16 protein-coding genes, 1 pseudogene and 1 riboswitch are annotated in these 20456 nt (G+C 67.5%); of the genes and pseudogenes, 9 read left to right on the top strand and 8 right to left on the bottom strand.

The features are described from left to right. Nucleotides 1-16: 16 nt before the first annotated feature. A complete protein-coding gene (locus tag QFZ46_RS15090; RefSeq protein ID WP_307363014.1) occupies nt 17-790 on the bottom strand; it encodes an AraC family transcriptional regulator in 774 nt (257 codons plus the stop codon). 81 nt (nt 791-871) lie between these two features. Here QFZ46_RS15090 and QFZ46_RS15085 point away from each other — a divergent pair, with 81 nt between their 5' ends. Then, nucleotides 872-1384, top strand: coding sequence for a VOC family protein (locus QFZ46_RS15085; protein ID WP_307363013.1), 513 nt, complete (start codon nt 872-874; stop codon nt 1382-1384). Here QFZ46_RS15085 and QFZ46_RS15080 read toward each other — a convergent pair. The 4 genes from QFZ46_RS15080 to nhaA all read right to left on the bottom strand — a co-directional run bounded on the left by QFZ46_RS15080 (nt 1359) and on the right by nhaA (nt 5643). Further along, nucleotides 1359-2168 (bottom strand): SGNH/GDSL hydrolase family protein, encoded by an 810-nt coding sequence (locus tag QFZ46_RS15080; RefSeq protein ID WP_307363012.1) that lies wholly within the window; start codon nt 2166-2168, stop codon nt 1359-1361. The two genes, QFZ46_RS15085 and QFZ46_RS15080, sit on opposite strands and share 26 nt — an antisense overlap. Nucleotides 2169-2329: 161 nt before the next feature. Then, a complete protein-coding gene (locus QFZ46_RS15075) occupies nt 2330-3589 on the bottom strand; it encodes a histidine--tRNA ligase (RefSeq protein WP_307364625.1) in 1260 nt (419 codons plus the stop codon). A 197-nt stretch (nt 3590-3786) separates the two neighbouring features. Next, entirely contained in the window at nt 3787-4452 is a 666-nt protein-coding gene (locus tag QFZ46_RS15070) for a MazG family protein (RefSeq protein WP_307363011.1), read from the bottom strand. Nucleotides 4453-4476: 24 nt separating this feature from the next. Beyond that, a complete protein-coding gene (nhaA, locus tag QFZ46_RS15065; RefSeq protein WP_307363010.1) occupies nt 4477-5643 on the bottom strand; it encodes a Na+/H+ antiporter NhaA in 1167 nt (388 codons plus the stop codon). Between the two features lie 163 nt (nt 5644-5806). Here nhaA and QFZ46_RS15060 point away from each other — a divergent pair, with 163 nt between their 5' ends. Both QFZ46_RS15060 and gdhA read left to right on the top strand, forming a co-directional pair. Beyond that, a complete protein-coding gene (locus tag QFZ46_RS15060) occupies nt 5807-8395 on the top strand; it encodes a phosphoenolpyruvate carboxylase (RefSeq protein ID WP_307364622.1) in 2589 nt (862 codons plus the stop codon). 142 nt (nt 8396-8537) lie between these two features. Next, a complete protein-coding gene (gene gdhA, locus QFZ46_RS15055) occupies nt 8538-9905 on the top strand; it encodes an NADP-specific glutamate dehydrogenase (protein ID WP_307363009.1) in 1368 nt (455 codons plus the stop codon). Nucleotides 9906-10022: 117 nt separating this feature from the next. Here the strand turns inward: gdhA and QFZ46_RS15050 are convergent, their stop codons facing one another. The 3 genes and pseudogenes from QFZ46_RS15050 to mfd form a co-directional block, all read right to left on the bottom strand. After that, nucleotides 10023-10619 carry a gamma carbonic anhydrase family protein gene (locus QFZ46_RS15050; protein ID WP_307363007.1) on the bottom strand — a complete coding sequence of 199 codons (597 nt, stop codon included), beginning with the start codon at nt 10617-10619 and terminating at the stop codon, nt 10023-10025. Between the two features lie 43 nt (nt 10620-10662). Continuing rightward, a complete protein-coding gene (locus QFZ46_RS15045) occupies nt 10663-11418 on the bottom strand; it encodes a methyltransferase domain-containing protein (RefSeq protein WP_307363006.1) in 756 nt (251 codons plus the stop codon). 143 nt (nt 11419-11561) lie between these two features. Next, nucleotides 11562-15126, bottom strand: a pseudogene (gene mfd, locus QFZ46_RS15040) (transcription-repair coupling factor). Between the two features lie 75 nt (nt 15127-15201). On the opposite strand from mfd, the gene QFZ46_RS15035 reads away from it, so the two are divergent. The 6 genes from QFZ46_RS15035 to ribH all read left to right on the top strand — a co-directional run bounded on the left by QFZ46_RS15035 (nt 15202) and on the right by ribH (nt 20431). After that, nucleotides 15202-15768, top strand: coding sequence for a GNAT family N-acetyltransferase (locus tag QFZ46_RS15035; protein WP_307363004.1), 567 nt, complete (start codon nt 15202-15204; stop codon nt 15766-15768). 116 nt (nt 15769-15884) lie between these two features. Next, nucleotides 15885-16748, top strand: coding sequence for an Fpg/Nei family DNA glycosylase (locus QFZ46_RS15030; protein ID WP_307363003.1), 864 nt, complete (start codon nt 15885-15887; stop codon nt 16746-16748). Between the two features lie 54 nt (nt 16749-16802). Further along, nucleotides 16803-16947: riboswitch (FMN riboswitch) on the top strand. Between the two features lie 52 nt (nt 16948-16999). Then, entirely contained in the window at nt 17000-18058 is a 1059-nt protein-coding gene (gene ribD, locus QFZ46_RS15025; protein ID WP_307363002.1) for a bifunctional diaminohydroxyphosphoribosylaminopyrimidine deaminase/5-amino-6-(5-phosphoribosylamino)uracil reductase RibD, read from the top strand. Next, on the top strand, nt 18058-18687 hold the full coding sequence (locus QFZ46_RS15020) for a riboflavin synthase (RefSeq protein WP_307363001.1): 630 nt from the start codon (nt 18058-18060) through the stop codon (nt 18685-18687). The genes ribD and QFZ46_RS15020 overlap by 1 nt, the downstream gene beginning before the upstream one ends. After that, on the top strand, nt 18684-19958 hold the full coding sequence (ribA, locus tag QFZ46_RS15015; protein WP_307363000.1) for a GTP cyclohydrolase II: 1275 nt from the start codon (nt 18684-18686) through the stop codon (nt 19956-19958). Before QFZ46_RS15020 ends, ribA begins: the two co-directional genes overlap by 4 nt. Next, nucleotides 19955-20431: a 6,7-dimethyl-8-ribityllumazine synthase gene (gene ribH / locus QFZ46_RS15010; RefSeq protein ID WP_307362998.1), complete on the top strand. Its 477-nt coding sequence runs from the start codon at nt 19955-19957 to the stop codon at nt 20429-20431. The genes ribA and ribH overlap by 4 nt, the downstream gene beginning before the upstream one ends. Nucleotides 20432-20456: the final 25 nt, after the last annotated feature.

Genomic DNA, 20456 nt, shown 5'->3' with positions numbered 1-20456 from the left:
GTCAGGACGGCAGGCGTCAGGACGCCCGATAGGTGCTCGGCGCGATGCCCAATACCGTGCGGAAGTCGTTCGTGAGATGGGAGTGGTCGGCGTAGCCGAGGTCGGCGGCAAGCGTCGACAGGTCGACATCGGGCTGCTCCCGAACTCGCTGGGCCGCCTCCTGCAGCCGTCGACGCCTGATCATCGCGGCAGGCGGCAGGCCCACGTGCCGATGTGCCAGACGCTGCAGCGTGCGCACTGACATGGACAGGCGCACCGCCGCATCCTCCGCGCGCGTGATCGCGGCATCCGCCATCAGCAGTGTCGCCATCTCGTTGGCCTGCCGCGCTGCCGGCCCCACCAGTCCGACCTTCTCGATGAGCCACTCTGAGAACACCAGCGCCGCACGTTCGCGACGCGAGTCGTCACCGGATTCCATCGCCTGTCTCACAGCGGCGAGCAGATCAGGAGCGTCGAACGGCGTCGAGTCGTCGCGGAGCACCGAAGGATCATCGACGAGCACCGCCACGGATGCGGGCTTCAGCAGCGCGCCGACCGCCCACCCTCGACCGACCAGATCTCGATGCGTCGCCGTGGTGGAAGCGCCGACGAGCTCGACGCCTCCAGGATCGACGACGAGGTTGAGCGCGGGATAGGCGACGACATGCTGACGTGATGTGCGACCGGGTTCGATGCTCCACTCCGGGACCCAGAACCATTCGACGAGCTCCCCGGCCTGAGTCGGCGGTGGCAATCGGTGAAAATCCGGCATCCGGGCCGGGTACAGGATCCCCCGCTGAGCGTCGATCATGCTCTGACGATAGTCACGGCATCCGACATCTTGTCGTGAATCTCCAAGCACCACCCTGCGCGCGCTTCGTAGCGTGAAGGCATGAACACGACATCAGCCCTCACCGGCATCCACACCACGAACGGCCGCCCGAACAACGCGACCTCTCTCACCCCGTTCCTCGCGATCGTCGGGGCGGCCGACGCGATCGGGTTCTACCGAGACGTCTTCGGCGCGACGGTCATCGACGTCACGGAGATGGGCGGAGTCGTCGTGCATGCGGATCTCGACTTCGGATTCGGACTGCTCCAGCTCGGTGAGCCCAGCCCGGACTACCACCTGGTTCCCCCACCAGCCGGCGAGAGCGACTGCTACTCACTGGGCCTTTACGTGCCCGACGTCGACGCGGTCTGTGCGCGCGCAGAGGCTGCCGGAGCGACCGTGCGCGAAGCGCCGTCCGACTTCGTCTCGGGAGATCGCTTCGCAAGCATCCGCGATCCCTTCGGCGTGCGCTGGTCGCTGATGAGCCGCGTCGAGGACCTGTCTCCGGCTGAGAGCGCCGAGCGCGTGGAGGCGTGGGCGGCCTCGTTCAGCGGGAATCAGCCAGAGGGGTGAGTGCGGCGCGCGACTCGAGTGCTGTGAGCACCGCCGGCAGCAGGGCGTCGGCTGTGGCGCGATAGCCGGCAGCGCTGGGGTGGAACCGGTCGAGGCTGAACATGTCTTCGGGTTGATCGTGAAATGTCGGGCCGAGAACCTGTCGCAGGTCGACAGGAACGGCCCCTGTGCGCCACGCGACCTTCGTCTGCTCCAGGGCGAGCCGCCGCGACATCCGCGACAGCAGGGCCCGCAGCGGCTGCGGCACCGGCTGCAGCGTGCCGAGGTCCGGGCAGGTGCCGATGACGACCGCGGCGCCCGTGGCGCGGAGCCGGATGATCGCCTGTTCCAATCGTTCGGCCGCCGCGGACGGCGAGATCGTATGGGTCACGTCATTCCCACCGACCACGATCACTGCAACGTCGGCCCGATAGTCATCAGGGAGCGCGTCGAGCTGACCGGCGAGCGCGGACGACTCAGAACCGACGACCGCCGCGGTCCGCAGCCGCACAGGAGACTGCATCCGTTTCGCCAAGCCCTTGGCAACCCGCCCGCCGAGCGTCTCTTTGCGGTGCTCTGCGCCGAGGCCCGCCGCGAGGGAGTCCCCCATCAGCAGCAATTCGATCGGCCGCCCCTCGAGTGAGCGCTTCCACACGCGGTCGGCGACCAGAGATTGTTCTCCGAGCGGTTTTCCGATGCGCCGCCGCGCGATCGCGGCCTGATGGGCGAGCAGCGAACGCCCTCCCAGCACGATCGCCGATGCGACCGCCGTCGCCACGGCGATCGAGGTGCGCACCCGGGCCATGAGCACCATTCCACCGCGCGAGCATGAACGCGGCGTGAACGCCACCCGCCGGCTCGGAAACGCGGACAGATGGCTGGAGGAAAGCACGGATGCATGGCGAAACGCCGTAGTTTCGCCATGCATCCGTGCTTCTGACGTGCAGGTGTGCCGAGAGGACCAGCTCAGGTGAGCGGCTTGATCTCCAACGACCCGAGTTCGGCCCCGGCGGAGACCGTCGCGAACGCGGTGTACCCGTCGGCGGCAGAGCGCTCGAGCAGCGCCTTGAAGTTCTTCACCCTGCGCTCCAGTCGCACGCGTGAGCCCGAACGGATCAGCCCAGCCTTGTGCGCGACGAGCTCTGACACCGGCACATCGGCGTCATGCACGAGCACGACGGCCTGAGCATCAGCATCCGCTCCGAGGTCGACGAGGTCGACGAGGCGTTCGAACCCGAGCGAGAAGCCGACTGCAGGCACCTGCTGGCCGAGGAACCGACCGATCATGCCGTCGTATCGCCCGCCGCCGCCCAGTGAATACGGCACTGACGGATGCGCGAGTTCGAAGATCGTGCCGGTGTAGTAGCCCATCCCCCGCACCAGGAACGGGTCGAAGACGAGGGGGATGTCCCCCTCGATGCCGCGTCCGGCCGCCACCGCCTCGCCGATCCCGACGAGGTGTCCGACGATCTCATCCGGAGCGTTCTCCGGCAGCGCCTTGCGGATCTGGCGTTCGCCGAACGGATTGAGTTCCATGGTCTGCGGGCGGCGCAGGAACGTCTCGAAGGCGTCGACCGCGGATGCTGTGGCACCGCGATCTCGCAGTTCCTGGACGATCCCGTCCGGGCCGATCTTGTCGAGCTTGTCGATCGTGATCAGCACGCCGGGTCGCTCGTCGGCGGTGAACCCGAAGGCATCCAGCATCCAATCGAGCACGCGACGGTCGTTGATGCGCACATTCGCGCCCTCGAGACCGAGCGCGTCGACGGCGTCGAGCGAGGCGACCATCAGCTCGGCTTCGGCGCGCGAGGAATCGTCGCCCATGATGTCGATGTCGCACTGCACGAACTGGCGGTATCGACCCTTCTGCGGACGCTCAGCCCGCCACACAGGGCCGATCTGGATGGAGCGGAAGACACCGGGAAGCTGTCCGCGGTTGCTCACGAAGAACCGGGCGAGCGGCACCGTGAGGTCATAACGCAGGCCGAGGTCGCTGAGCGCGGCTGCGTCTTCTGCGCCCTCGCGGATCGCGTCGGCATCCAGTCCTCTGCGCAGCACGTTGTAGGCGAGCTTCTCGTTGTCGCCCCCCATGCCGGAATGCAGACGCGAGTACTCCTCGAGCGCCGGGGTCTCGATCTCGTCGAACCCATGAGCGAGGTAGCGCTCGCGGATGCCGGAGAGCACACGTTCACGGCGCGCCTTGTCGGCGGGGAGGATGTCGCGCATACCGCGCGGCGCATTCACAGTAGCCACGCGTCTATCTTTCCAGGTCTTGCAGGCTTTCCAGATCGGCAACGTCGCCGATGCGCCTCATGACGCACCAGTGGGGAAAACCCAGACCGTGTGGCGTGTCGGTGGCGTGTCAGCGCGCGACGCGCCACCGACACGCCGGATCATCCCGGTTTCCCGATGGATAGGCGTGTTCAGCCGCCCTCAGCCGTGCGGACGTCGTCCTCGAGCAGGCGCAGGCGCTCACGCAGTGCGCGTTCGGCATCCCAGCCGTTCTCCCGGGCCGTGGCTGCGAGCATCAGCAGCAGGTCACCGAGCTCCTCCTCGGATTCCGGTGCTGCCCCGACCTCGGCGGCATCGTGAGCGGCGAGCGCGACGTCGTCGCCGGCCCCGACCCGCGCCGCCCGACCAAGCACTTTCTGTGCGAGCGCGAGCGCCGGCATCCCCCGGGGCACGCCGTCGAGCACGCTGGTGCGAGTGCGCTTCTCTGCGGCCTTCGCGGCATTCCAGTGCACGAGCACCTCTTCGGGAGTGTTCGCCACCTCGTCGCCGAAGACATGCGGATGCCGACGCACCATCTTCTCCGTCAGCGTCTCGGCGACATCGTCGATGTCGAAGGGGTCATCCGGGTCCTGGGCCGCGATCGCCGCATGGAACAGCACCTGCCAGAGCAGGTCTCCCAGCTCCTCGCGAAGATCCGCGCGGGAGCCGTCCTCGACGGCGTCGATCACCTCATGCGACTCCTCGATCAGGTACGGCACGAGATCACGATGAGTGATCTGCTGCGACCACACGCATCTCTCCCGAACGGCGCGCATCGTCTCGACCGCCGCCCTCAGCGGATCAGGATGCTCTGTCATGGTGCTCCCTCGTCGATTCAGAGATCAGGTGCCGACGGCCGCCGCGCGGCGGTGCCACGCGGCCCGCCACGAGACGACGATTCCGGACAGGACAACGGCGATCAACGACCCCACGAGCACACCGAGAATGGCCTGATCTCGGATGCCGGCATCGTCAGTGAAGGCGAGGTTGGCCAGGAGCAGCGACACCGTGAACCCGATACCACCCAGCGTCCCGGCCGCGAGGAGGTCGACGATGGTCAACGCCGGCTTCTTCCCCCGTGACCCGAGCCGGATAGCGAGCCAACCGAACGTCATGATCCCGATGATCTTCCCGACGGGCAGCGCGATCGCGATGCCGAAGAACGCCGGCGACAGCTCCGAAGCTGAGACAGCGGGAATGACGACGAATGCGGCCGTGAAGGCGAAGATCGGCAGGATCGCGCCGTTCACCCACGGCTCCAGCGCATACCGCGTCTGCATCGCGGGCGACTGCGTCATGGCCAGGCCCAGCATCACGCCGGCGATGGTGGCGTGGATCCCCGACAGAAGGACCAGACCCCACACGAGCGCGCCCACGACGATCATCGCGGTGACGATCGGCCAGGAGCGCTCGGTCGGCAGCTGGCGCGCCAGCGCGCCGAACACGACCACGCCGACCAGCGCGATCACCAGGTAGAGCCAGTTCAGGTCGTGCGCGAAGAGCACCGCTATGAAGATGATGCCGATAATGTCGTCGAGGATCGCCAGCGCGAGGAGGAAGACCCGCACGGCGGCCGGCAGGCCCTTGCCGAACACCGCGAGCACTCCGAGCGCGAAGGCGATGTCGGTCGCGGTCGGGATCGGCCAGCCCGATGCGGTCTGCTCTCCCCCGGCGATCATCAGGTAGATGACGATCGGGACGATCACCCCGCCGGCGGCGGCGATCGCGGGCTGCACCGCCTTGCGGAAGGAATTCAGTTCCCCCCTGGTCAGTTCGTACTGCAGTTCCATCGCGACCACGAAGAAGAAGATCGCGAGGAGGCCGTCCGAGATCCAGTGCGCGACAGACAAGTCGATTCCGACGCCGGGTACCGCGATGTGGAATCCGAGCGCCGCGTCGATCGGTCCGTACGTCGGCAGATTCGCCAGCAGCAGGCCCAGCGCCGCCGCCAGGAGCAGGAGCACTGCGGGGAACTGCTGGCTGCGCAGAAGGTTCTTGGAATCAGACATCGCTCCCATGCTATGCCTGCGATCCGCGTCGTCTCGGGCCGTCACGTGGTCAGGAGCGCCCCTCGCCCGCGGCTAACCTCGAATGGTGACTCCTGAGCCCACCAACACAGAGGCCATCCGCGTCATCGGTCGTTTCGAAGCCGGACGCGGGATCCCAGACGAGATGCGTGCCGATGTCCGCATGCTCGGCGCCCTGCTCGGTCAGGTGCTGCGCGAATGCGGCAGCGCCGGACTGTTCGAAGACGTCGAGCGGCTGCGGCTGGCCACCATCCAGGCGTACGAACACGAGAGCGTCTACGCATTCGAGCGCGCCAGCGAGATCGCTGATTCGTTCACCGTCGAGCGGGCCGACGAGGTCGCGCGCGCCTTCACGTGCTATTTCCATCTGGTGAATCTCGCCGAGGAGCACCAGCGCGTGCGCATCCTGCGCGAGCGCGCAGGCCACCCTGGACGCGAGGATGCGGTGGACACGGTCGCCACCGCATACGCGCAGCTGCGCCGGGAGATCGGCGATGAAGAGGCCACCCGGCGCCTGAAGGACCTGCGTTTCCATCCGGTGTTCACGGCTCACCCCACCGAGGCTCGACGTCGCGCGGTCTCCGCCAGCATCCGTCGGCTCTCCGAGCTCCTCACGCAGCACGACGGCGCGAGCGACGGCGGCGCAGAACAGCACCGCGCGCACCGGCGCATGCTCGAGGAGGTCGATACGCTCTGGCGCACCGCGCCGCTGCGCGCGCAGAAGCCTTCGCCCACCGACGAAGTGCGCACGGTCATGTCGGTGTTCGACGAGACCCTGTTCACCACGGTTCCGCACGTCTACCGCCGCATCGATGATGCTCTGCGCGGCGAGGACTCCGGGGCGAGCGCCCCTGTCGTTCCCGCGTTCGTGAGGGTCGGTTCGTGGGTCGGTGGCGACCGCGACGGCAACCCCTTCGTCACGGCATCCGTCACACGCGAAGCGGCGCAGATCGCGTCCGACCATGTGCTTCGCGGCCTCGAACGTGCGATCGAGCGCATCGGCCGCGGTCTCACGCTCGATGCCGAGGGCACTCCGCCCAGCACCGCTGTCGTGGCTCTGTGGGAGGCGTTCGTCGACACGGATGAGGCCACTGCGGCGGATATCGCGGCCCGGTCGCCGGAAGAACCGCACCGCCGCGTTCTGCTGGCTTTCGCGAACAGAGTCGCGCAGACGAGACTGGGCGGCCCCGGCGCCTACAACGACCCGGAGCACCTGCTCGCCGACCTGCGTGCCGTGCAGGACTCGCTGGCCGCGTCCGGCGCGAACCGGCACGCGTTCGGCGGCATCCAGCATCTGATCTGGCAGGTCGAGACCTACGGCTTCCATCTCACCGAACTCGAGGTGCGTCAGCACTCGCAGGTGCACCGCGAGGCATTGGCCGAGCTCGATGCCGGTGCAGAGCTCAGCGAGAAGACGCTCGAGGTGCTCGAGGTCTTCCGTGCGATCGCCGACATCCAGCGCACCTACGGACCCCGCGCGGCCGGCCGCTACGTCGTGTCGTTCACGCAGTCTGCCGAAGATCTCGCGAACGTGCACCGCCTCGCGCGCCATGCACTGGGCGATGACGTGCCGGTGCTCGACGTCGTGCCGCTGTTCGAGACCTTCGCCGATCTGCAGGCCGCGCCGGAGATCCTCGCGGAAGTCGTCGATTACCCGGAGTTCCGGGCACGCATGGCTGCCACCGGCAATCGGCTCGAGGTCATGCTCGGATACTCCGATTCGTCGAAGGACGTCGGCCCTGTCGCCGCGAACCTCGCGCTGTACGAAGCGCAGGCCAAGATCGCCCTCTGGGCGAAGGATGCCGGTATCGCGCTGACGCTCTTCCACGGTCGGGGCGGCGCGCTCGGACGAGGCGGAGGCCCGGCGAACTCCGCGATCCTCGCGCAGCCGCCGCATTCCGTCGACGGACGTTTCAAGCTCACAGAGCAGGGCGAGACGATCTTCGCGCGGTACGGGGAGCCGGCCATCGCGATGCGACACATCGATCAGGTCGCCGCCGCTACTCTGCTGGCGTCTTCGCCGGGTGTCGAACAGCGGACCAGCAGTGCAGCGACGCGCTTCGCAGAGGTCGCACGGGTGATGGACGCGACCTCACGCGAGAAGTTCTTCACCCTCGTCAAGGCCGAGGGCTTCGCACCATGGTTCGCCACCGTCACGCCTCTCGAAGAGATCGGACTGCTCGCGCTGGGCTCGCGCCCCGCACGCCGCGGCCTCTCGGTGGAATCGCTGGAAGACCTCCGCGCCATCCCCTGGGTCTTCGCCTGGACGCAGGCGCGCATCAACCTCGCCGGCTGGTTCGGACTCGGAACGGCTCTCGAGAGCGTCGGAGACGAAGCACTCCTCAAGGACGCCTATCGCGACTGGCCGCTGCTCCAGACGATGGTCGACAACGTCGCGATGAGCCTGGCCAAGACCGACGAGCGCATCGCACGTCGATACCTCGCTCTCGGCGACCGCGACGATCTCGCGCAACTGGTGCTCGACGAGCTCACCCTGACGAAGGAATGGGTCATCCGTCTCACCGGCGGCAGCGGACTGCTCGAGAACAAGCCGATCCTGCAGCGAGCCGTCGCATTGCGTAGCCCGTATGTGGACGCGCTGTCGTTGCTGCAACTGCGTGCCCTGCGCGAGCTTCGCTCGACGGCATCCGGCTCAGGGGCAGACGACGAACAGCGTCGACTGCTGCTGCTTTCGGTCAGCGGGGTCGCCGCCGGCCTGCAGAACACCGGGTGACCCCGGGCGAATTCGCATGACGTCGCTCGTGTCAGGCCTCACAAACGCTGCGAGGTAAAGTGAGAACTCGTGCCCGACCCGGCACGCCCTCTCACGCGACACGATCGCCGCCTCAGCCACACTCTTCAGAAAGCCGTCCCGCGTGACCGCAACTCACACTGATTTCCACCCGCTCACCGCGTCGGTACAGCCCGTGTTCGACACGGTACTGGCCCGCAGCCCGCACGAACCTGAATTCCAGCAGGCAGTGCACGAGGTGCTCGGCACGATCTCCCCCGTTCTCGAGCAGCACCCGGAGTACGTCGAGGCCGGCATCCTGGATCGCATCGTCGAGCCGGAACGCCAGATCATGTTCCGTGTTCCGTGGGTGGACGACGCAGGGAAGATGCAGGTCAACCGCGGCTACCGCATCCAGTTCTCGTCGGTGCTCGGCCCCTACAAGGGTGGACTGCGTTTCCACCCTTCGGTGAACCTGTCGATCATCAAGTTCCTCGGCTTCGAGCAGATCTTCAAGAACGCGCTCACCGGCCAGGGCATCGGCGGCGCCAAGGGCGGGTCGGACTTCGATCCGCATGGCCGCTCGGATGCAGAGGTCATGCGCTTCTGCCAGTCGTTCATGAGCGAGCTGTACCGGCACCTCGGTGAGCACACCGACGTGCCTGCGGGCGACATCGGCGTCGGCGGCCGCGAGATCGGGTATCTGTTCGGCTCGTACCGCAAGATCACCAACCGCCACGAGTCCGGCATGTTCACCGGCAAGGGCACCGGCTGGGGTGGCGCAGAGGTGCGCACCGAGGCCACCGGGTACGGTGCGGTGTTCTTCGCGCAGGAGATGCTCGCCGTGCACAACGAGTCGCTCGACGGAAAGCGGGTCGGCATCTCCGGCTCCGGCAACGTCGCGATCTACGCCATCCAGAAGGCCACCCAGCTCGGTGCGACGGCGGTCACGGCATCCGATTCCTCCGGGTACGTCGTCGACGACGCCGGTATCGACCTCGATCTGCTGCGACAGATCAAGGAGGTCGAGCGCGGCCGCATCGTCGAATACGCGAACCGACGCGCGAGTGCGCGCTTCGTCGAGAGCGGAAGCGTGTGGGAGGTTCCGGTCGACATCGCGGTTCCCTCCGCCACCCAGAACGAAGTCAGCCTCGCCGACGCCGAGGCCCTCATCGCGAACGGCGTGCGCGCCGTCTCCGAAGGCGCCAACATGCCCTGCGTGCCGGACGCGGTCGCCGCGTTCCAGCAGGCGGGCGTGCTGTTCGCGCCGGGTAAGGCGGCAAACGCCGGCGGCGTCGCCACGTCTGCGCTCGAGATGAGCCAGAACGCGTCGCGCCAGCGTTGGAGCTTCGGCGACAGCGAGAACAAGCTGCGCGAGATCATGGCCGACATCCACGACGCCGCGTTCCAGGCCGCCGAGAAGTATGAGGTGCCGGGCGACTATGTCACCGGCGCCAACATCGCCGGCTTCCAGCGGGTCGCGACGGCGATGCTCGCTCAGGGCGTCATCTGAGCTTCGTCCCCGTGCGTTCAACCGCAGTTGTGCGCTTCGTTCGCAGGTTTTCGACGAATTCCTGCGAATGACGCGCACAACTGCGAATGTGCGAGCGGCTGCGGCTGGGGGCAGTTCTCAAGCAGGCCGATCGTCAGCGTGCCGTGCCAGTGAACGACCGTAGCGCTCCGTGAGCTGCACCATGACGTCAGGGGTATCGCGATCCACCCCGAACACGTAGCCGGGGAAGTCGAGCTCCCGCTGCGCGGCGGCGATCTCCTCATGCCTGTCGGGTGGGAGGACGAGCAACGGATCACCGACGGCGACCCACCCGATCGGCACGATGGCGTCCTCCGGCAGAGTGGTACGCAAATGCACGACGGCGTTGATCCGCACCTCGGCGCGATCGCCGATGTGCGCACCGTTGAATACGCGCGTTCCTGTGGCGAGAAACACCTCGTTCCCGATCACGGCGCCGGAGATGGATGCCCCTGGGCCGATCAGCACGTGGTCGCCGACGTGCACGGGGTTCGCAGAACTGGCGCGCACGATCGCATTCTCCATCACGATGACGTTCTCACCCAGTGTGATCGGACCGCCCTCCGCAGTGATCACGGCGCCGTGAAGCACTTGGCAGTCCGCACCGATCTCCACGTCGCCGGAGACGACGGCAGTGGGAGCGATGACAGCGGTCTCATGGATCCGGGGCCGGGCCCCGAGGTGCTCGTACAGCATGCGGCCAGCGTAGCCCCACGCCCGGCTGCGCTGCTCGGCAATCTCACCCGGATCGGCGCGCCTCGATCAGGTGCCTCGTGGAGTGCGTGACGAACGCCCCGTCCGCGACGATCAGCTCATGCAGCTCCGCGAGCCGTTCGCGGTACCGCTCGACCGTGAAACCCGGCACCCACCAGACCAGCTTCCGCAGCAGGTAGACCACGGCGGCGATGTCGAAGATCTCGATCCGCAGCGTTGCCTCGCGCAGATCGACGACTTCGAGTCCCGCCGCCTCCGCGGCGGCGACCTCATCGTCAGGGTGACGCCCTCGCCGCGCCTCCGGCTGTGGGCCGAGGAAGAACTCGATGAGCTCGAACCCGCTCGCAGGTCCGACGTGCTGGGCGAAGTACGATCCCCCTGTCTGCAGTACCCGCGCGATCTCCGCCCAGCGCGGAGCGACCGGATGCCGACTCGTCACGAGGTCGAACGCCCCGTCGGCGAACGGCAGCGGACCATCCTGCTCGGCGCGCACGACGACGACCCCGCGGGGATACAGCAGCGCAGTCGCCCGCGCAGCGTTCGGCGCCCAGGACTCGGTGGCGACAGCCACCGGCGGGAACGTGTCCGCCTCCGCCAGCACCTCGCCGCCGCCGGTGTCGAGGTCGAGTGCGGCCGACGCGGTCCTCAGCCGTTCGGCGAGCAGCCTGGCGTATCCCCACGGCGGACGCTCCTCGGTCGCACGATCCGCGACCCAGTCGAAACCCCATCCCGTGACGTCGGCAGCGGAACCCAGCTCGATGAGTTCTTCGAATTCAGCCATACCGCACAGTCTCTCAGTCCGCTCCGCAACACATCAGCCGACGCGGTGACCGTGCACGACTTCGGACGCGCGAGCCGACGCGCCGCAGCACCCGTCCGCATCCCGGCGTGTCGGATGCGAGATCCGAGGCTGTGCTCAGGCGATCAGGAGGCGGCGGGCGCCGATCCGGCCTTGACCGGTTCGGGAAACAGCGCGGTGAACAGCTGCGCGACCCACTCCAGCAGACCCGCATCCGTCGGCGCTTCGCCGCTCGGGCGGGGCAGCGGCACGACCAGCGCCTCTCCCCCGCCGACGAGCTTCGCCGCGGGGTACAGGCGCTGCAGACGCACCTTCATCGAATCCTCGAGGCGGGCCGGCGCCACCCGGAGATTCGAACCCATCGCCACGACATCCTTGAGTCCCGCCTTCGCGGCACGTCGACGCAGGCGCGCGATCGCGAACAGACCGTCGACCTCCTCAGGCGGCGTTCCGTAACGGTCGGTGAGCTCCTCGATCACGAGGTCGATCGCGTCGTCCTTCGCCGTCGCGGCGGCCGCGGCCGACAGTTTCTGGTAGGCCTCGAGGCGCAGCCTTTCGCTGTCGATGTAGGTTTCAGGGATGCGCGCGTCGACCGGCAGTTCCATCCGGAGCTCGTCGCCTGTCTCGACGTCCTCGCCGCGGAAAGTCGCCACGGCTTCGCCGACCATGCGCAGATAGAGGTCGAAGCCGACACCGGCGATGTGTCCGGCCTGCTCACCGCCGAGCATGTTGCCGGCGCCACGCAGTTCGAGGTCCTTCAACGCCACCTGCATGCCGCTGCCCAGGTCATTGTTCACTGCGATCGTCTGCAGCCGATCGGCCGCAGTCTCCGAAAGCGGCTTCGAGTCGTCGTAGAGGAAGTAGGCGTAGGCGCGTTCGCGCCCACGACCGACCCGCCCGCGCAGCTGGTGCAGCTGGCTGAGGCCGTACTTGTCCGCCTTGTCGATGATGATGGTGTTGGCGTTGGAGATGTCGAGCCCCGTCTCGACGATCGTCGTCGACACCAGCACATCGAACTTGCGCTCCCAGAAGGCGTCGACGACCTGCTCGAGCTGGTGCTCGCCCATCTGTCCGTGGGCGACCGCGATGCGTGCCTCCGGCACCAGCTCGGCCAGCTCCGAAGCGACCCGCTGGATCGACTGCACCCGGTTGTGGACGAAGAAGATCTGTCCCTCGCGCAGGATCTCGCGCCTGATGGCCGCCGCCATCTGCTTGTCGCTGCGCGGACCGACGAACGAGAGGATCGGATGCCGGTCTTCCGGCGGCGTGGCGAGTGTGGACATCTCGCGGATGCCGGTGACGGCCATCTCGAGCGTGCGCGGGATCGGTGTGGCGCTCATCGCGAGGATGTCGACGTTCGTCTTCAGCTTCTTCAGCTTGTCCTTGTGCTCGACGCCGAAGCGCTGCTCCTCGTCGATGATGAGAAGCCCGAGATCCTTGAACATGATCTGGTCGGTGAGGATGCGGTGGGTGCCGATCACCATGTCGACCGAGCCGTCGAGGAGCCCCTCGAGAGTGAGGCGAGCGTCCTTGTCGGTCTGGAAGCGCGACAGGGCCCGCACCTTCACCGGGAATCCGGCGAAGCGCTCGGCGAAAGTCTCGAAGTGCTGCTTCACCAGCAGTGTCGTCGGCACGAGCATCGCGACCTGCTTGCCGTCCTGGATCGCCTTGAACGCGGCCCGCACCGCGACTTCGGTCTTTCCGAAGCCGACATCACCGCTCAGGAGCCGATCCATCGGGATCGGTCGCTCCATGTCGGCCTTGATCTCATCGATCGTCTGCAGCTGGTCCGGCGTCTCGGCGAATGGGAACGCCTCTTCCAGTTCTCTCTGCCAGGGCGTGTCGGGGCCGAACGCATAGCCCTTCGCCGACATCCGTGCCGAATACAGCTTCACGAGTTCGACGGCGATGTCCCGCACGGCGCGGCGCGCCTTGCCCTTCGCCGCCGACCAGTCGCTGCCGCCCATCTTCGAGAGCGTGGGCGCTTCACCGCCGACGTACTTCGAGAGCAGATCGAGCTGGTCCGTCGGCACGTACAACTTGTCGCCCGGATAGCCGCGCTTGGACGGCGCGTACTCCAGAACCAGATAGTCGCGGATGGTCTTGGTGGCGTTGCGTCCGCCCGACGAGACCTCGCGCTGCGTCATCTCGATGAACTTCGCGATGCGCGTGCGTGGAGTGCACGACGAAATCACCGTTCTTGAGCTGAAGGGGGTCGACGACGTTCTTCCGACGCGACGCGAGTTTCTTCACCACCCGCTGGTCACCGCCGATCGTGCGCCCGTAGAACTCGTTGTCCGTGAGGACCGCGAGCTTCGCCTCCGGCACCTGGAACCCCGACTCGAGCGCGCCGAGCACGAGCGTCGCGACACCGGCCTCCGGAGCGTCGACGAGCGCATCGACGACACGAGCGGCGAGGCCGCGGTCGGACAGCACGTCTCTCGCGCGGTCGACGAGGCCTGCACCGGATGCCGCGATGACGAGGCGCCATCCGTCTGCGAGCTTCCCCTCGACGAAATCGATCGCGCCGTCGACGTTGCCGTGGAATGACGGGATGATCGAGGCGTCGATGTTGGCCGCGTCGTCATCGTCGGTCGCGAACGGGCTGAACCGCCACCAGACACCGTCTCGTTCACGCACGATCTCGCGCAGTCTGGCGACGCTGAGGAAGTCGCCGGCGCCGAGGTCGATGGGCGCGGAAGCACCAGAGGTGGCCGCGCTCCATGCGGCGTCGAGGAACTCCCGGTTCGTCTCACCGAGGCTCTGCGCCCTGGCGCTCGAGCGCTCAGGATCGACGAGCGCGACGGCGGTGCCTTCAGGGAAGTACTCGGCGAGCGCCTTCAGCGGACCGGACACCGCAGGCAGCAGCGATTCCATCCCCTCTACCGGAATACCCTCGGCCATCTTCTCCAGCATCCCGGCGATCGCGGGGAAACCGGAGATCAGCGAGCGCGCACGATCCCGCACGTCGGCGGTGAGCAGGAGCTCACGGGTCGCCGGCAGCTCGACACGGTCGACGTCGCCCGGAAGGGAGCGCTGGTCGGCCACGGAGAACGCACGGATCTGGTCGATCTCATCGCCGAAGAACTCGACGCGATACGGATGCTCGGACGTCGGCGGGAAGACATCGAGGATGCCGCCGCGCACTGCGAACTCACCGCGGCGCGAGACCATGTCGACACGCGAGTACGCGCGCTCGACGAGCTGCTCGACCGCACCGTCGAGTTCGAGTCCTCGGCCGCCGAGCACGAGCGCGAGTGGGGCGGTGTCGCCCAGGTTCGCGGCGATCGGCTGCAGCGCCGCACGCACGGAGGCGACGATGATGAGCGGTCGCTCGCCGGCCCAGGTGGTGATGCGACGGAGTGTCTCGAGGCGCCGCCCGACCGTGTCAGGACTCGGGCTCAGACGCTCATGCGGCAGTGTCTCCCATGCGGGAAACGTCAGGATCTCGGCATTCGGCGCATAAGAGCCGAGTGCCCCTGCAAGCGATTCCGCGCGGCGCCCGGTGGGCGCGATGACGAGAAGGGACGCCGGATGGCCGGAGCTCGCACGCTTGTCGAGCAATCCAGCGATCGTCGGGGCATCGAGGCCGTCGACAAGGCCGAGATCGGCATCGGTCTGCGCCCAGGTGAGGGCGTCGTGGTAAAGAGTCGCCTCTTCCAAGGCGCGCAGAATCCCCGGAACAGTCACCTGATGAGCTTAGTCCGGCCCACCGACACTGAGGGTTGTTCTTCACAGGCGTGGGCTCGGCCATAGGATCTCGGAATGGAACGCGTCATCCTTCGTACCGACCGCCTTGTTCTCCGTGCCCCGACGGCGGCGGATCTCGATGCGATCACGGCCGCGTGCCAGGATCCGGAGATCCCGCGCTGGACGACGGTCCCCAGCCCGTACACGCGGGAGGACGGCGAAGACTTCGTGAGGCGGGTCGCCGAGTGGTGGGAATCCGGCGAAGAGACCGTGTGGGGCGTTTTCCAGGATGACGTTCTCATCGGAATGATCGGCCTGCATCAGATCGCGCCGCACGCCACCGGTGGATCGGCTGAGATCGGCTTCTGGGCGACGAGTGGCGCGCGTGGGCAGGGCTTCATGGTCGAGGCCGCTCGCGCGGTGATCGACTGGGGGTTCGCCGATCTCGATCTCGCACGCATCGCCTGGCGCGCTGTTGCGGGGAACATTCCTTCCGCCCGCACCGCGCGTGCGCTCGGATTCCGATACGAGGGCCTGCAGCGGCAAGCCCTCACCAGCCCCCGCGGCCGCGACGACGGCTGGTTCGCCGGGCTCCTGCCCACCGACGATCGCGTCCCTGTCGAGTGGTCCGTTCTGGAGTGAGGCGGCTCGAGAAGGTGTCTGCAGCACGAGACGGGCGCTACTGAACCAAGTCTCGTGCTGCAGATCGATTCTCGCAGGCACCACCGCGTGTCGGATGCGGGTGGCAGGATGGGCACATGCCGGAGATGCCTGAGGTGCAGGGGCTGGTCGCGTTCCTCGGCGAGCGCGCTGTCGGGCGCTCGATCACGCGCACGAACGTCGGCGCGATCGCCGCGCTGAAGACCTACGATCCGCCTGAGACCGCCCTGCACGGGGCAGAGATCACGGCGTCCACGCGCCGAGGCAAATTCATTCTGCTCTCCTGCGGCGATGACCTGCACTTGGTGTTCCACCTCGCGAAGGCGGGCTGGCTGCGCTGGTACGAGATGCTGCCGACGACGCTCATCAAGCCGGGCAAGTCACCTATCGCTCTGCGCGTCGCGCTCAACGACGACAGCGGATTCGATCTCACGGAGGCCGGCACGAAGAAATCGCTCGCGGTCTACGTGGTGCGTGATCCGAACGATGTGCCCGGCATCGCACGGCTCGGCCCCGATCCGCTGGAGAAGTCGTTCGACCGCTCCGCGTTCTCCGCGTTGCTGGAGGGCCGCCGCACGCAGATCAAAGGGCTGCTGCGGGATCAGTCGGTCATCGCAGGCATCGGCAACGCGTACTCGGACGAGATCCTGCACGCAGCACGCATGTCTCCGTATGCGATCGCAGCGACGCTCAGCGACGACGAGGTCGATCGGTTGTTCGACGCGATGAGGACGACGCTGACGGATGCGGTGACCGAAGCGTCGGGCAAACCACCTGCCGATCTGAAGGATGCCAAGCGCGGTGGAATGCAGGTGCACGCGCGCCGCGGCGAGGCCTGCCCTGTGTGCGGCGACACCGTACGCAGCGTGTTCTTCGCGGACAGGTCGCTCGAGTACTGCCCCACGTGCCAGACCGGCGGCAAACCGCTCGCCGACCGACGGCTGTCGCGACTGCTCAAGTAGTCGCGCAGGTCACGGAATGAAATGCTCGTGCGTGCGTTGACTACACTGAGCATCAACGTGCTCCGGGGTCGGTGTGAATCCGAACCGGCGGTGACAGTCCGCGAGCGTCGAGGGAAACCGAGATGCCGATCCGGTGGAATTCCGGTACCGACGGTGATGTGAGAGAGATCTCACTAGTCCGGAAGGGAGGCAGCACGATGCGCGAAAGCGCGCCGTCTGGCATCCCCGGAGCGAAAGCAGAAGGACGACGGATGGCAGTGCACGAGGCGGAACGCCGCGCGATGGCGCGTGCGCTCGAACTCGCAGCGCACGGACCGCGAGGAATCAATCCGCAGGTCGGTGCCGTCATCCTCTCCCCCGCAGGCGAGATCATCGCCGAGGGCTGGCACCACGGGGCGGGCACACCGCACGCCGAAGTCGATGCCCTGTCGAAGCTCCACGACGGCGACGCACGCGGCGCGACCGCCGTCGTCACTCTGGAGCCCTGCAACCACACCGGTCGCACGGGCCCGTGCGCGGTCGCACTGATCGAGGCCGGGATCTCGCGCGTCATCTACGCCCTTGACGACCCGGGTGCCATGTCCGGTGGCGGCGCTCAGCGACTGCGCGGCGCCGGTGTCGAGGTCGAAGCCGGTGAACAGGCTGACGGCGCTCGAGCATTGATCGCCGATTGGCTGACCGCGCTGCGCCTGGGGCGCCCCCACATCACGGTGAAGTGGGCGCAGAGCCTGGATGGCCGCGCCGCCGCCGACGACGGCACGAGCCAGTGGATCACCGGACCCGCTGCGCGCGCCGATGTGCACCGTCGCCGTGCCGAGGCGGACGCGATCCTCGTGGGCACCGGTACCGTGCTCGCAGACGACCCCGCGCTCACCGCACGTGACGGCGACATGCTCTACGAGCATCAGCCGATCCCCGTGGTGATCGGCTCGCGTGCGACGCCGGCGGATGCCGCGGTGCGCCGCCACCCGCACGAGGCGCTGTTCTACGACACCGACGACCTGCATTCGGTGGTCGCGGATCTGCACGAGCGCGGCATCCAGAACGCCTTCATCGAGGGCGGGCCCACGCTCGCCAGCGCGTTCATCACCGCCGGCCTCGCCGACCGCGTGCTCGCGTATGTGGCCCCCGTGCTGCTGGGCGGCGGCCGCCTCGCGCTCACCGATATCGGCGTGCCGACGATCGCTGCCGCACGTCGCCTCACGATCGAGGAATGGGTGCCGCTCGGCGCCGACATGCTGGCCATCGCCCGTTTCGAAGACGACGAGTCCGACGACGACGAATCCGACGACAACGAAGGAGTCCGCTGATGTTCACTGGGATCATCGAGGAGATCGGCGAGATCGCCGCCATCGCGCCCGCCGGCGACGGGTGGCGACTGACCGTCCGTGCGCCGAAGGCCGCGCTCGATGCGGTGCACGGCGAGTCGATCGCCGTCTCCGGCGTCTGCCTCACCGTTGTCGGGTCGACGGTAGATGCATTCGATGCCGATGTGATGAAGCAGACGCTCGATGTGTCGGCGCTGGCGACCGCATCCGTCGGCACCGCCGTCAACATCGAGAAGGCCATGCCGGTCGGCGCACGTCTGGGCGGGCACATCGTGCAGGGCCACGTCGACGGCACCGGCGAGGTCATCGACGTACGGCCCGGCGCCGAGTGGAGCGTGCTTCGCGTCTCACTGCCCGCGGATCTCGCTCCCCTGGTCGTGGACAAGGGCTCGATCGCGGTCGATGGGACGTCCCTCACCGTCAGTGCGGTCAGCGATGCCGCCGCCGAGTCCGCATGGTTCGAGATCTCGCTCATCCCTGAGACGCTCGTCGCCACCACGCTCGGATCCCGCACCATCGGCGATCGCGTCAATCTTGAAACCGACATCCTCGCCCGTCACGTCGAGCGCCTGCTCGCGTTCCGGGCTGTCTCGGAAGGAGGCTCACGATGAGCCTTGCCACCATCGAAGAAGCTCTCGAGTCGCTGCGAGCCGGCCGTCCGGTCATCGTGGCCGACGATGAGAACCGCGAGAACGAAGGCGATGTCATCCTCTCGGCCGAACTCGCCACCCCCGAGTGGGTCGCGTGGACGGTGCGCTGGTCCTCAGGCTTCATCTGCGCGCCGATGCCCGCTGATCTCGCCGACAGTCTGAACCTGCCGCCGATGGTCGAGGCGAATGAGGATGCTCGATCGACCGCGTACACGGTCAGCGTCGACGCGGCCGAGGGGGTCACGACGGGTATCAGCGCATCTGACCGCGCGCACACGCTCAACGTGCTCGCGAATCCTGCATCCACCTCGACGAGCGTGATCCGTCCTGGCCACGTGCTGCCGCTCCGGGCCGTCGACGGCGGCGTGCGTGAGCGCAGTGGACACACCGAGGCCGCTGTGGATCTGATGAAGCTGGCGGGCCTGCAGCCTGTCGGCGCGATCGCAGAGGTCGTCGCCGAGGACGGCAGCATGATGCGTCTGCCGGGACTCAAGGATCTCGGTGCCCGTGACGGTGTGCCCGTGATCACGATCGAGCAGCTCATCGCGCACCTCAACAAGATCGACCCGCAGGACGGACCGGTCGTTTCTTCACGCGCAGGCAAGCGTCGCGTGAGCCTGCGAGCGGATGCCACCGTGCCCACCGACCACGGCACGTTCCGCTTCCTCGCGTACAAGGATCGAGTGACCGGCACTGATCACATCGCGGTCGTCTCCGGCGAGCTCGAAGAGACCGCCCTGGTGCGCGTGCACTCCGAGTGCCTGACCGGTGAGGCGTTCGGATCACTCAAATGCGAATGCGGACCGCAGCTCGATGCTGCGCTCGACGCGATCGCGAAGGAGGGCGGCGTCGTCATCTACATGCGTGGTCACGAGGGTCGCGGTATCGGCCTCATCAACAAACTGCGCGCGTACAGCCTGCAGGAGGATGGCCTCGACACCGTCGACGCGAACCTCGCCCTCGGCCTTCCGGCAGACGCCCGTGAATACGCGGCGGCAGCCGGCATCCTCAGCGATCTCGGCATCTCGAAGGTGCGTCTGCTGACGAACAACACCGACAAGGTGAAGCAGCTGCGCGAGCTCGGACTCGACGTCGCGGAGCAGGTGCCGCTGATCGTCGGCGTCGGACCGAACAACCACCAGTACCTCGAGACCAAGCGCGACCGCATGGGCCACATCATCGGCGAAGCCGAACTGGCCGAGGCGCTCGCCCACGGAAAGGACAACGCATGAGCGGCGCAGGAGCCCCCGCACCCGGCGAACCGATCGACGCGACCGGATTGAACGTCGTCATCATCGCCGGCACCTGGCACGAAGTGATCACGAACGGCATGATCGCGGGTGCGGAGCGCGTGCTCAACGCCGCGCACGCGACTCATCGACTTGTACGCGTGCCTGGATCGTTCGAACTGGCGGTCGCGTCGCAGGCGGCGTTCGCCGGTGGTGCGGATGCTGTGGTCGCCCTTGGCGTCATCATCCGCGGTGGGACTCCGCACTTCGAGTACGTGGCGGCCGCGACGACCGACGGTCTCACCCGAGTTGCGCTGGACGCGGGCAAGCCGGTCGGCTTCGGCGTCCTGACCGTCGACGACGAGCAGCAAGGCCTGGATCGCGCCGGCATCGAGGGCTCGAAAGAAGACAAGGGCGCAGAGGCGGCGGATGCCGCGCTGCGGACGGCGCTTGTCATCCGGGACCTGCGGGGCTGAGGCTCACCTACCTAGCGGCGGGACG

The sequence above is a fragment of the Microbacterium murale genome (genome assembly GCF_030815955.1).
Classification (GTDB): Bacteria; Actinomycetota; Actinomycetes; order Actinomycetales; family Microbacteriaceae; genus Microbacterium; species Microbacterium murale_A.
This window is presented reverse-complemented; position numbering and strand designations above follow the sequence as displayed.